This is a genomic window from Paenibacillus sp. FSL L8-0663 (assembly GCF_038008125.1).
In the GTDB taxonomy this organism is placed as follows: Bacteria; Bacillota; Bacilli; order Paenibacillales; family Paenibacillaceae; genus Paenibacillus; species Paenibacillus polymyxa_D.
Genome location: NZ_JBBOYM010000001.1, coordinates 5,405,101 through 5,417,662, shown reverse-complemented (window position 1 = coordinate 5,417,662; position 12,562 = coordinate 5,405,101). Strand labels below are relative to the sequence as shown.

The following is a 12,562-nucleotide window of genomic DNA, read 5'->3' as shown; positions in this document are numbered from 1 at the left end:
CATCTGTATAATGTAGATGAGAGACTCTGAATACAGGGGGGATATGAGTGAACGTACTGGTGATTGGCGCAAATGGAAAAGTAGGCAGACATCTTGTTCGTCTACTGGGGCAAAATAAATCGCATCGTGTAAAGGCGTTGATCCGCCATTCGGATCAGGCTGAAGCGCTTGAACGTTTGGGAGCAGAAACGGTGGTAGCTGACCTCGAAGGGACGGTTGGTGAAATTGCCGAAGCTATAAAAGGTAGCGATGCTATCGTATTCACGGCAGGCTCCGGTGGAAAAACAGGAGCGGATAAAACGCTGCTCATTGACCTGGATGGAGCAGTCAAGGCGATGGAAGCCGCCGAACAAGCAGGTATCCAACGCTTCGTTATGGTCAGCGCCCTACATGCGGAGAAACGGGAGCAGTGGCCCGAATCCATTAAACCGTATTATGTGGCGAAGCATTATGCAGACCGCCTGTTAGAAGCGAGCAACCTAGACTACACGATTCTTCGTCCGGGTGGCCTGACGGATGATGTGGGCACCGGCAAAGTTGCTACTGGTGAGGATCGCACCAGCCACACCATTTCTCGTGAAGATGTGGCGGCAGCGGTCATAGCAGTGCTGGAGGAACAGCAGACGTATCATCGTTCAATTAATTTGGTGTCTGGCAGTACACCTATTGCTGAGGCAATCCGGCTGTAATTACGGTGAAGTTGTTGGATCCATTTCTTTTGGGAATGTTTCTTCAAAAAGCTATGCTTTTTCTCGTATAAGTTATATCAAGGTTCTGCGATGATATCTGGATCTCCTGACATCACGATATCACCATTCCCAAGACTGGGCAAAGGGAGCGTGCAGGAAGATTCGTATCCGAAGTTAATTCTTGCTTTGAGAGGCATCCACGGAGGCAGAGTTCCGGGGATGCTTTTTTGCTGTTTTTCTCAGTGTGATCGTCCCCGTAGTAGTCCCAAGCTCCAACTCCGGCTGAATAGCAGCAAAAACAGTTGCTTAAAACTAATTATATTAATTATAATACTAATATAATTAGTTTGTGATGAAGACAAGGAGATGAGCTGAAATGCGTATTGTTCAGGTACAGCATCTGTATCAATTGACGTTTATGCCCCGGCTGTTCCCGGTGAACTGTTATTTGGTGGAGGAGAAAGAGGGGCTCACCTTAGTAGATGCCGGATTGCCATACAGTACCCGTGGTATAGAGCAGGCTGCGGCGCGGATCGGGCAGCCGATTATTCGAATTGTACTTACCCATGCCCATGGGGATCATGTGGGTGCGTTGGATAAGCTGAAGGCAAGGTATCCTGACGCGCAAGTATTCATTTCAAGGCGTGACGCACCGCTGCTACAGGGCGATGTATCGTTGGAGGCAGGGGAACCGGATACTCTAATTCGGGGCGATGTACCGAAGCATATCCTTACCCAGCCTGACGTTTTACTGGAGGATGGGGATCATGTAGGTTCGCTGTTGGCGATCAGCGCACCAGGACATACGCCGGGTTCGATGGCATTTTTGGATACTCGTACCCGAGCGTTAATTGCAGGCGACGCCATTCAGACCCGAGGAGGTATAGCGGTATCGGGAAGGCTTAAACCGCTGTTTCCTTTTCCGGCACTGGCTACCTGGAACAAGGAAATTTCGCTGAAAAGCGCCAAAAAGCTGGCGAGTTTCGATCCATCTTTATTAGCTGTCGGTCACGGCAACATGCTGAAGCATCCACAATCTCAGCTGGAAAGGGCGATTATGGAGATGGAACGACAATCTTCAGTGTGATGATTCCGTATTCAGCCAACATTCAGCCAGAACTCACAAAGTCCTAAGCTAAGGCAGATACAATATGGGAAAATAGAAACAGAGAGAGGTGCATCGGATTTGAACGTTTGGAAAGCGAACGGTCTGAAATATATACTTCTATTTAGTCTCATATTGTGTGCTGTCGTTAGTGTCGTTTCGTTATGGAGTTATTCAGGTAGCTCCGCGTCCCAGTCTGCGGCTGTTAGACAGGGCCCATCCGGCGGGTTTGGGGGAGGAGGCGGACCTGGCGGAGGTATGAGGGGGCTGGATTCGGTGAATAGCGCTGACAGCAAGGACCAGGGGACGACAGGCCAAACTACCGACTTCTCCACTGAGGGGACATCAACATCGGGTGACCAAGGTACAATGGCTGAAACGGATACGTCTGCATCGGACAGCAGTGGTGCCGCCAGAGACGGTCAGCACAGAGGCCCCGGAGGCATGTCTGGTAATGGATCTGGCATGGGCGGTCCTGGCGGTGGTATGAGTGGTGGAAGAAGTGGGAATTCTTCATTTGCTTATGCTACTCCGCTGGCGATTTTCGCCGCTTTGTTCTTCGGTGCGTTCGTGTTTATCGCGTACCGGTTTCGGGCTCGTGTATGGAAGCTCGGGGAACGTAATCGAGGACTGATGCTGTGGACTGTGCTGGGTGTGGGTTTCTTTTTAAGAATGGCGATCGCCCCATGGATTTCGGGTCACATGGATTTAATGCTATTCCGGAACTGGGCTACGACAGCAGCGGATAGCTTATCGGGCTTTTACACGAACGGATCAAGTGATTATCCGCCGTTCTATATTTATATTTTATATGTGATCGGTCAAATCGGCTCTACGGATGCTTTCAGTCCCTATATGTCCGTGCTGCTGCGGCTTCCAAATATATTAGCCGATATCGTGACAGCGTACATGCTGTACCGGTTGGCAAGCAAACGGGTCGGCTATGGAATAAGCCTTGGATTAGCTATATTTTACGTGTTTAACCCAGCTGTATTTATCAATTCGACCTTCTGGGGGCAGGTAGATTCTTTCTTTACTATGCTGATTGTGGGCATGATTGTGCTGCTTGTGGAAAACCGAGTCGGCTGGTCAGCCGTATTGTTTACGGTAGCCGTATTGATGAAGCCGCAGGGAATTATTTATGGGCCTGTTCTGTTTTTTGAGCTGCTGAGACAACGTAAAATACAGCCTTGGCTGTTGTCCATTGGTGGTGCTGTTGTGACGACCATTCTGGTCATATTGCCATTTTCGTGGGGGCAAGAGCCGTTATGGCTACTTGACCTATACAAGGGAACGGTCGGCGAGTATCCGTATGCTTCGGTGAACGCGTATAATTTCTTTGCACTGATTGGTGGCAATTATACGCAGGACACTACAACGTTGTTCCTGTTCAGTTACCATACGTGGGGGATGATCTGCATTGTGTTGGTGACTCTATTTACGTGGTGGATGTATATCCGCAGTCGCAAACCACAATTTGCAGCGGCAGCTGCACTGGTACTCATTGCAGGTGTATTTACCTTCGCTTCCAGCATGCATGAACGGTACTTGTTCCCTGCGGCGGCGTTAGCTGTACTGGCGTATCTGTATTTGCGAGACCGCAGATTTTTATGGCTTGCAGGTGGATTCAGTCTTACGATTTTCCTGAATACCTTTGATATCTTCTATAGCTCCAATTCTCGGGATCAATACGGTATTATTTTGTGTGTGACATCATTGTTGAATGTGTTGTTGTTTGGGTATTTGGTCAAAGTAGTGTGGGATTGCTCCCAATCGACCACGATTGAGACTGCTCCTTCCACAGACAGAGTTTCGCCAGAAGTTCCTTCAGCGCGGCCTGCATGGGGAGCGTCTTCTCAAGGCGTGAACACGACAATTGATCGTTAGTGGAGTATAAAATACGGTAAAAAAACCGCCTTTTAACGAAATGGAAGTGGTTGATAGATCAACTGCAATCCATAAGTTAAAGAAGCGGTTTTTTTGTTGTCCTCACGTTAGAGTAACATTTGTATCTATGTGTCTCAATCCATATATTCGTTCAGTTTTTGTACATCGCAGATGGTAATCTCTCGTGTACCCTTGCTATGAATAATCCCCAGCTGTTCAAATTTTCCGAATTTACGGCTGATGGTTTCGCGGGTGACACCCACATAATTAGCCATTTCTTCGCGTGAAAGGGGGAGATTTATTTTAATATTGGAGCCATCCGGCTTGCCGTATTTATGTCCAAGCTCAAGAATCATATAGGCGATACGGATTTCCGGGTCTTTGGTAGCTAGGCTTTGAGCCAGATTTTCGGTATGTGCCAAGCGTTTAGTAATGGTTTTGAGCAGCTTCAAAGAGATATCGGGATTGTTGCGAATCAACTGCTCCATATCATCCTTGGTGAGCATACAAATATCAGTATCTTTTAAGGCATACGCACTAAAGTTACTCAGCTCATCGCTGTTAAATATGTTCAACTCGCCAAAAAAATCGCCAGTTGTTAGAATGTGCAGGATTTGCTCCTTACCCTGAGGCGTCATCTTTAGCAGCTTGACATGCCCGCTTTTAATAATGTACAGCGTATCGGATGCTTGTTCCTCGATAATTAGGGCCTCACCCTTCTGATATTTTCGGTGTCGGATCATGGAACTGACCTTACACAAATCTTCGCAGGACAAAGAGGAAAAGATAGGCACTTTGCGGGCACAGGGCTCCTTTTCGCACTGGCAGGGGCAGGATATCTCATTCACATTCATTCACTCCATTCATAAACCGGAAACTACAGGTTATAGCGCATGATTGTTATTCTGTATCATCTATTGGGGCAAAATGGCTTTGGTCCTCACCGCAGACTGGACAAACCCAGTCCTCCGGGAGATCCTCAAACGCTGTACCGGGCATCACGTCTTCATCGGGGTCGCCGATAGCAGGATCATAAATGTATCCACAGGGTTGACATACATATTTTTTCATCTTTAGTTCTCCTTGTCATTCAAAATTTTTGTAAGCTCTGGTGCGTCCGGTTTGAGTCCCTGCATGATAGCTGTTTTGTAGGGTAGTGAAGCAAGAGCATCCCCAAAGCCAATCACGCCGCAGATAGAGCCGTCTTGTATGAACATACGTGTATAAGAAGCTTGATTTTTAGTAATCAGGCTGGTGTCGCAGACTTGTTCATCTACTAGACCGATGGAAAAGAGAGGGGATTCGTAGCAGTTCGAAAGGGTTACAGGGAGGAGACGCTGATAGCTGACGGATGCGCCAGCCATATTGGCGCCTGCTATTTTTCCCTGCTCCATTGCGCTTTCCCATAACCCATCTACTCTACCCTGAAATTCGACTGCATCACCTGCTGCATAGATATTGGTGGAGCTGGTCTCCATCTGCGCGTTCACCAGAATGCCTTGTTCAATATCAAGGCCGATTTGGCGAGCAAGCTCCGTATTAGGTACAATTCCGATAGAGTACACGACATGCTCGCAGGGGATAACAGAGCCGTCCTGTAGTTCCACACCTTCTACGTGATCTGTGCCTTTAATACGCTTTACGCCTTGCCCAAGGTGTACCTGAGTACCCCGTTCGGTTATTCGATCGGTCAAAATAGCGGAGGCCTTTTCATCTAGCTGGCGGGGCATAAGCCGATGCGAAGCTTCCAGTATGATTACAGAATACCCTGCTTGCTGGAAGGACCAGGCGGTTTCCACGCCTTGAATACCGCCGCCGATGATGCATATCCGGTCTCCCTGTCGCAATTCCGCTTTAAGGCTATCTGCATCTTGTCGAAAACGGATATTGTGAACGTTCCTTAGAGAAGCCCCCTCTAGCACAAGCTTACGGTTGTGAGCTCCTGTACACAGTAGCAGCTTGTCATAAGCAACGGTTTGTCCATTTATGGTTTGGATAGTACGATCCTCAGGCTGTATCTCGGTTATCTTGATGCCGGAATACACATGAATTCGTTGATTGGCAAACCATTTTTCCTTTTTGATCAGGATTTTGTCGCTGTGCAAATCAGTGAACAGTCCCTTGGAAAGTTTGACTCTGTTGTACGGAAAGGATGCTTCCTCTCCATAAATAGATATTTCAGCCAGCTCATCATGATCTCTAATCGCCTTTGCTGCGTTGACGGCGGCGACACTGCCTCCGATAATAACGTAATGTGGGTTACCCATTCAGTATCTCTCCTATTCGCTATATGCTACTGTGTTTTAAATAACACTAAGCAGTAGATCTGAGACAAATTCAGCGGCATTTTTAATTTTTTTCACTTTTTCAACATCTGTAGGAGAGAAACGAATACGTACCGGGAATTCCACATGGGTCATACCTGTTGATTTGATTACATCTGAAGTGCTTTGGACCTTCATATTGGTACCGTTCAAGTAATCTTGTACGACTTCAATGGCTTCCCCGCTCCAGCCGTAGGAACCAAACGCAGCAGCCAGCTTGCCTTCCAGATTTATCTTTTGCATTTGTTGCAATAGGTCTTCCAATTTGCCTGTCATATCAGCATATTTGGTAGAGCTACCGACAAAAACAGCATCCGCTGAGGCAATACTATTCAATATCTCCGTTTCATCGGCTTTATCCACGTCCCATAGCTCCACCTTGATTTGGTTCTCCAAAAAGCAGTCTTTCAAGATGTTTGCCATTTTTTTGGTATTATTTTTCAGAGTGGCATAGACTATCGCTACTTTTTTATCCTCCTTGGTTTCGGTACTCATAGAGGCGTACAAATCGATAAACTTGGCAATATCATGCCGGATTGCGAAGCCGTGGGAAGGTGCAATCATCTCAATATCCAGATCGGCAACAGCTTCGATTAATGTGCGCACATATCTGCGATGTGGATGAATAATAGCCTGATAGTATCCGACAAAGTCCTCGGTGATATCAAAACCAGCCTCGTCGGCAAATAGATGCTCTACAGCCACGTGTGTACTGAAAATATCGCAAGGGAACAAGATTTTATCTTCTATGCAGTACGTAATCATGGTTTCTTCCGTATGCAGGTAAGGTGTTTCCTTGAACAGCAGCGTTTTGCCTCCAATGTCCAGTTGATCTCCATCCTTGATGACGAGGAAGTTGCGATGCTGAAGCTTGTACATTTGTTGAATTTCCGGAACGGCAATCTCAGTGCAGACGATCGTAGCGTTTGTTGCCTTGGAGGCGAGTGCCGCCAATCCACCCGAGTGATCTGGTTCCGTGTGATTGACGATAATATATTGAATATCCAATGGATCGATCAATTCGGCAACAGCCTCTGCAAATTCTCTACCGAACGCCATATCTACGGTATCTATAATGGTTGGTTTTCCAGTTTTCAGTAGATATGCATTATAGGTTGTACCCTTTGATAGTAGAAGACGATGAAAGGGTACCTCACGATTATCAATTTTTCCTACCCAATAAATATCCTTTGCCAGTTGGAATCCTGGTTTCATAGGAACAACCTCCTGCTTGTTTTTGTTTGTCTAACACAATTCGATTCTAGTTGGATGTGTCGATGAAAAAGATGATTGAAATCAAATTTTTAAATATTTCAAAAGTATTTTTGACTTTAGGATTTTGCAAAATTCGATTCCAGTCGCCCCAAAGTGCAATATATAGACGAACTAGACCATTTCGATCTATATATTTTGTTCATTGAAAGTCGCTTATTGGATTTTTGCAAAATCCTCCTTAAATTTAGTTTTGTGATTGCAATCACAAGGCGAGCGAAATAATCCAATACAATAAAGGTATAAATCCATCTTAAGCAATTTAATTCCAAACAGGAGCGTGAACCAATATGAAAAAATCAAACCTCATTCAATTTCAGGAATATAAGGAAGCAGCCTTTACAAAACGAATTGTGCATAAGGAAGCCGACAATGTAATTTTTATTCTCAACTTTACTCCTAATGCCGAGCTGCCAACACATAATCACCCGGGAGCGAATGTATATTTGCTTGTTCTTGAAGGCAGCGGCACTGTAACTGTGAACGGCGAAGCAACGGAAGTTGTCCAAGGGGATATCATTCATGTTACGGGCGATGAGCACTTCTCCTATCGTGGCGGTTCAGAGACGAATTCCAGTCTGCATGTAGTGTTGACCCAAACGCCAAGTGAAAGCTATGCACAAAACATATAAAAGAGAACATAGCAGCAAGATGCTCATATAAAAAAAAGAAAATGGTTATTTTTTTTACACTCGTATTGATAATGAATATCATTATCAAATTTTGAGAAGAGGTGTTAATGGCCAATGCAGACAGTAGATTACAATCAGGTGCCAGGGCACTGGGTATTAGCAAGTCTCGGTAAGCGCGTGCTTAGGCCCGGAGGGTTAAAAACGACACGTTGGATGATAGAGGGACTTGACGTAACCGGGCAGGATGAGGTCATTGAGTTTGCCCCCGGATTGGGTATAACTGCCCAAATCACACTACAGCTTAATCCCCGCCGTTATATTGCGATTGAACAGAATGAGAAGGCGGCCTCTATCGTAAAAACGTATGCAAGCGGAGCAAACCGGGAAGTCATTATTGCCGATGCTGAACAAGTTCCGTTGCCGGATGCCTCTGCGACGGTGGTATATGGGGAAGCCATGCTGACGATGCACACAAGGGCCAAGAAAGCGCAGATTATTTCGGAAGCCAGGCGGCTTTTGAAAGTAGGCGGGAAGTTTGCTATCCATGAGATGTGCCTTGCTCCTAGCCATATTGAGCCTGCGCTCAGAAAGCAAATTTACAAGGACTTGGCTGTAGCCATGCGAGTTAACGCGACACCGTTGACGGTGTCAGAGTGGGAACAGTTGCTGAAAGAGGAAGGCTTTAAGGTCGTTAAAATCTATACGGTTCCCATGCACTTATTGCATCTGCCACGTATCATTCAGGACGAGGGCTGGTTGAGACTTGGAAAAATCACCTTTAACCTTATGCGTAACCATGCTGCCCGGACAAGGGTTATGGGTATGCGCAAGCAGTTTGTAAAGTACGCCGACCATCTGCAAGCGGTCAGTATCATCGCTGAGCGATAGCCTGAATTCACGAATAAGAGAATAATAAAGCTTTTTACGCAATAGCAAAAAAAGGAGACGACCCCCCATTCAGGGATTCGTCTCCTTTTTGTATATTTGCTGCTTGGCTTGGCTGCTGGTGTGCGCATGCTTTGCACCCCTCTATTTGTCATATCATAGGTGTGGTGAAAATTTCCAATCCCTGATGTTTTTACATTATCATAGTGACTAAGATCGTTGGAATAGTTAACTAAAATAATAAAATAGGCGTACATCAAAAGGAGGAAGCGTGTTATGAAGCTGCATCGAGCCATTGTGGTAGATGATGAAACCTTTACTCGTAAAGGGCTGCTTCAACTCATGGATTGGCAAGCCTGTGGTTTTGAAATCGTAGGAGAAGCTGATAACGGTGAGGATGCGCTGGAGCTAATCAGCCGTATTCACCCGGACCTGGTCATTACCGATATTCGTATGCCTGTGCTCGACGGATTAGAGCTGATTCGATCTGTGCTCGAACAGAGTACAGAACATCCCGCGTTTATTATCTTAAGCGGCTATAGTGATTTCGCTTATGCGCAGCAGGCAATCCGCTATGGGGTTCATGATTTTATGCTTAAGCCGATTGATGAGGGTGACTTTTCGGCTACATTGCGCAAGCTGAGTGAGAGACTGCATCGTGAACAACAGAATGCGCAACGATATCAGAATCACCATGCAGGTGGGTTGTTAGAGACTGTGATGATGAACCCAGTGGATGATGTAGTGGTGACACAGTGGGAGCAGCAACTACGGCTTGAGGAGGCCACTTCTATGTACTATGTACTCGTCGAGCTGAATGACCAACATCCCTGGCGCTCTGGTGACAATAATATTATGCTATCGCTTTTCCAATTCAGGGAGCTTATAGAGCAAGCACTTCATCGTTTAATGGATGGCAAGTACCCTCTCTATGTCCATGAGCATCGCAACCGGATTGGTCTTATCGTACCGGACTTCTTTTTGAACTATTTTCAAGGCAAGGTCGAAGTCTTTATGAAAGCGCTACAACAGGAGATAGAGGGGATGAAGTCACTAAAAGACCAGCTGGGAAGTCGGGTTTTCATTTATGCAGGAAAGCCTGTGAATCGGTTGCAGGATATCCAGCAGTCCTATGCCTGTGCGAAGGAAGCAGTGCTCCATAAATACATTTATGACCATAGCGGTATTGTTGTATATCTACAGGAGGGAATGCCACCACTCCACTATAAGACCATACATCAGGACGTACTGGATCGCATGACGGAACAAGTCGAGGAACTGCTGTTGGAGGAGCTGCGTGTGGCCGTGGATAATTTATTTAGCAGCTTTCGGGAGGAGTGTTATGCACCTGAGGCTGTGAAAATGAGTTTGCATCAATGCGTACTTAGTATCGTTCGGGTCATTCAAAACATGCAGGGAGATGAGCGCTCACTTCGGTCACTAGAACCGATGATGAACTGGCAGGACATGAACCTGTCCCTGGGTGAACTACAGCGATTGTTTACAGCTTTTGCAGAGGAAAGTGGAAGGTATATTGGGGTTCTGCGCAAGGATTGTCAGCAGGGAGGCATCCAGCACATCCGTGCTTACATTGAGCAGCATGCCGCCGAGAATATAAGCCTGAAAAGTATTGCGGCTCGCTTTTACATGAACCCGGTGTACCTCGGTCAATTGTTCAGAAAAACGTATGGTGTGTACTTTAACGAATTCTTGCTGAAATTGCGCGTTCAGGAGGCAAAACGTTTGTTGCGGCAGACGGATCTGCGGATTTATGAAATTGCGGAGCGCGTGGGCTTTGGCAGTTCAGACTATTTTGTTACCCAGTTTGAAAAGACGGCGCACGCCACGCCTAGTGAATACCGCAACAGCCTGAGTATTGGCGACGAGCCAGAGAGGGCCGGCGAATGAAGATGCTGAGGACGACTCTTGATCATGTGCGATTGCGGGATAAAATGCTGCTGCTTTATTTTCTGTGTGTTTTCGCGCCTGTAGTGTTGACCAATCTGGTTTTTTACCATGTTACCTCACAAAATGTGAAAGAACAGCGTATTCAGGATATTTCGCGTGCACTGGAACAGATTAAAATTGAATTTTACCGTGAATTTGAAGATGCGATGGAAATCTCGTCTATCTTTTATACCGATCATCAGCTCAATGAGGTGTTGGAACAAACATATCCCCACCCTGCTGATTATATTGCTGCCTATGACTCTTATTTACGTCGTATCTTGAACAATAATTACAGTCCTGTATACCATTCCGTAGGTGGAATTACGATCTACACCGATAATTCAACGCTGCTGGATTCCGGGGGAGTCAGTTTTATAGATGAGAGGGTCAGAAGCTTGCCCTGGTATACCAAAATCCCGCCTGGACGCCAGTCCAAGCCTATATTTGTACGTACCGATGACAGTACAGGCGAACAGCTGCACCCTTTCAGCCTGATTCGGCGGATGAACTACTTTTATTCCCAAAATGGTCGTGAAAAAATACTGAAAATAGAACTGCGAATGTCGTCCATTCGTGAGATTTTCAACAACCTGAATTTGCAGGGAAGTCTCTTTCTGCTGAACGAACGAGGGGAAATCGAATATACAACGGATCCCAAAGTTGCTATAAACCACAAAAGTGTGGCCTATAGCACCCTCAAGCTGCCCGAGGACACGATGGAGTTCAAGACGAATTATGTGCTTACGAGCAATCTGAACGGCTGGAGCATTGTGGCAGCGGTATCCAGAGATGAAATGCTGTATGAAATGCAGGAATCCCGCAACTTTGTGCTCTTGTTAACCTGTGTAAATATGCTGTTACCTACATTAATTATTATCTGGATTACACGTTCGCTGAACGTGAGGATTCATCGTATTTTAAAGCACATGAAAAAGGTGAAAAACCAGCATTTTGAGCTGATTCCCGGTACAGAGTCGCGAGATGAAATCGGGCAATTAACAGGTGAGTTTAACCGGATGACGCTGAAAATAAAGCGACTGATTAACGATGTGTATATGGCTGATATTCAACGAAAAAATCTGGAAATTCAGCGCAGACATGCCCAGTTGAATGCACTTCACAGCCAGATCAACCCCCATTTCCTGTTCAATGCGCTGGAGACGATTCGCATGAGGAGCTTGATGAAGCATGAGGATGAGACAGCGCACATTATTCATAACATGGCACGGATATTCCGCAATTCGCTGGTGTGGAACAAGGATCGGGTTACTTTGCGGGAGGAGCTGGAGCTGATCCGTTGTTTTCTGGAAATCCAGCAATATCGCTTTGGTGAGCGAATACAGTACGAAGTGCAGGCGCGCTCTGAAGACTTGGACAATCTGCTTCCCAAAATGGTCGCGCTGACACTGGTTGAAAATGCAAGTATCCACGGCATTGAGCCGCTAAAGCATGGGGGACGCATTGAGATTCATTTTGAGCATGAGGAAGGACAACTGATTCTAACGGTTCGAGATGATGGGGTGGGCATGTCTGAGGAACAGGTACAACGTTTATATGGTTACATGCAAAGGCAGGAAGAAATGGGTGAGCGTATAGGTCTGCAAAATGTCATCTATCGTCTTAAACTTTACTACGGGAGCCGCTTTGAGCTTGCCATACGCAGTGCCCCCGGCGTGGGTACGGAGATACGAATTAGGATTCCTGCGGATCGGGAGTGAGGTGGAGAGCGGTACCTATTTTGCTTTGAAGGACCTTTACCTATAGTTTCCTAAGTAACACCTTTAGATTGGCAGGTGAACGAAATGGACGGCATTTTAT

The 12,562-nt window shown here is 46.2% G+C and carries 11 protein-coding genes; 7 read left to right on the top strand and 4 right to left on the bottom strand.

The features are described from left to right. The first annotated feature begins 47 nt into the window (after positions 1 to 47). The 3 genes from MKY75_RS24015 (at position 48) to MKY75_RS24005 (ending at position 3,681) form a co-directional block, all read left to right on the top strand. Positions 48 to 689 (top strand): SDR family oxidoreductase, encoded by a 642-nt coding sequence (locus MKY75_RS24015; protein ID WP_069012224.1) that lies wholly within the window; start codon positions 48 to 50, stop codon positions 687 to 689. 376 nt (positions 690 to 1,065) lie between these two features. Then, a complete protein-coding gene (locus tag MKY75_RS24010; RefSeq protein WP_165145770.1) occupies positions 1,066 to 1,776 on the top strand; it encodes an MBL fold metallo-hydrolase in 711 nt (236 codons plus the stop codon). A gap of 99 nt (positions 1,777 to 1,875) precedes the next feature. Further along, positions 1,876 to 3,681: a glycosyltransferase 87 family protein gene (locus MKY75_RS24005; RefSeq protein WP_340886782.1), complete on the top strand. Its 1,806-nt coding sequence runs from the start codon at positions 1,876 to 1,878 to the stop codon at positions 3,679 to 3,681. Positions 3,682 to 3,815: 134 nt separating this feature from the next. Here the strand turns inward: MKY75_RS24005 and MKY75_RS24000 are convergent, their stop codons facing one another. Genes MKY75_RS24000 through MKY75_RS23985 form a run of 4 tightly spaced genes read right to left on the bottom strand, consistent with a single transcriptional unit; the run spans position 3,816 to position 7,220 of the window. After that, complete coding sequence (locus MKY75_RS24000; RefSeq protein ID WP_307350976.1) at positions 3,816 to 4,535, bottom strand: Crp/Fnr family transcriptional regulator; 720 nt, start codon at positions 4,533 to 4,535, stop codon at positions 3,816 to 3,818. 46 nt (positions 4,536 to 4,581) lie between these two features. Next, complete coding sequence (rd, locus tag MKY75_RS23995) at positions 4,582 to 4,752, bottom strand: rubredoxin (RefSeq protein ID WP_007432984.1); 171 nt, start codon at positions 4,750 to 4,752, stop codon at positions 4,582 to 4,584. A 2-nt stretch (positions 4,753 to 4,754) separates the two neighbouring features. Next, positions 4,755 to 5,948, bottom strand: a complete 1,194-nt coding sequence (locus MKY75_RS23990; RefSeq protein WP_340886780.1) for an NAD(P)/FAD-dependent oxidoreductase — start codon at positions 5,946 to 5,948, stop codon at positions 4,755 to 4,757. Positions 5,949 to 5,984: 36 nt separating this feature from the next. Next, positions 5,985 to 7,220: an FprA family A-type flavoprotein gene (locus tag MKY75_RS23985; protein WP_340886778.1), complete on the bottom strand. Its 1,236-nt coding sequence runs from the start codon at positions 7,218 to 7,220 to the stop codon at positions 5,985 to 5,987. 347 nt (positions 7,221 to 7,567) lie between these two features. On the opposite strand from MKY75_RS23985, the gene MKY75_RS23980 reads away from it, so the two are divergent. The 4 genes from MKY75_RS23980 (at position 7,568) to MKY75_RS23965 (ending at position 12,462) form a co-directional block, all read left to right on the top strand. Then, positions 7,568 to 7,909, top strand: coding sequence for a cupin domain-containing protein (locus tag MKY75_RS23980; protein WP_069012219.1), 342 nt, complete (start codon positions 7,568 to 7,570; stop codon positions 7,907 to 7,909). A gap of 114 nt (positions 7,910 to 8,023) precedes the next feature. Next, a complete protein-coding gene (locus tag MKY75_RS23975) occupies positions 8,024 to 8,797 on the top strand; it encodes a class I SAM-dependent methyltransferase (RefSeq protein ID WP_029518715.1) in 774 nt (257 codons plus the stop codon). Between the two features lie 273 nt (positions 8,798 to 9,070). Beyond that, a complete protein-coding gene (locus MKY75_RS23970; protein ID WP_340886776.1) occupies positions 9,071 to 10,702 on the top strand; it encodes a response regulator in 1,632 nt (543 codons plus the stop codon). After that, entirely contained in the window at positions 10,699 to 12,462 is a 1,764-nt protein-coding gene (locus tag MKY75_RS23965) for a sensor histidine kinase (protein WP_029518713.1), read from the top strand. Before MKY75_RS23970 ends, MKY75_RS23965 begins: the two co-directional genes overlap by 4 nt. Positions 12,463 to 12,562 lie beyond the last annotated feature (100 nt).

Coding starts and splice junctions, on each gene's coding strand:
- MKY75_RS23975 (WP_029518715.1), top strand. CDS start 8,024: ATGCAGACAGTAGATTACAATCAGGTGCCAGGGCACTGGGTATTAGCA.
- MKY75_RS23985 (WP_340886778.1), bottom strand. CDS start 7,220: ATGAAACCAGGATTCCAACTGGCAAAGGATATTTATTGGGTAGGAAAA.
- rd (WP_007432984.1), bottom strand. CDS start 4,752: ATGAAAAAATATGTATGTCAACCCTGTGGATACATTTATGATCCTGCT.
- MKY75_RS23965 (WP_029518713.1), top strand. CDS start 10,699: ATGAAGATGCTGAGGACGACTCTTGATCATGTGCGATTGCGGGATAAA.
- MKY75_RS23980 (WP_069012219.1), top strand. CDS start 7,568: ATGAAAAAATCAAACCTCATTCAATTTCAGGAATATAAGGAAGCAGCC.
- MKY75_RS23990 (WP_340886780.1), bottom strand. CDS start 5,948: ATGGGTAACCCACATTACGTTATTATCGGAGGCAGTGTCGCCGCCGTC.
- MKY75_RS24000 (WP_307350976.1), bottom strand. CDS start 4,535: ATGAATGTGAATGAGATATCCTGCCCCTGCCAGTGCGAAAAGGAGCCC.
- MKY75_RS24010 (WP_165145770.1), top strand. CDS start 1,066: ATGCGTATTGTTCAGGTACAGCATCTGTATCAATTGACGTTTATGCCC.
- MKY75_RS23970 (WP_340886776.1), top strand. CDS start 9,071: ATGAAGCTGCATCGAGCCATTGTGGTAGATGATGAAACCTTTACTCGT.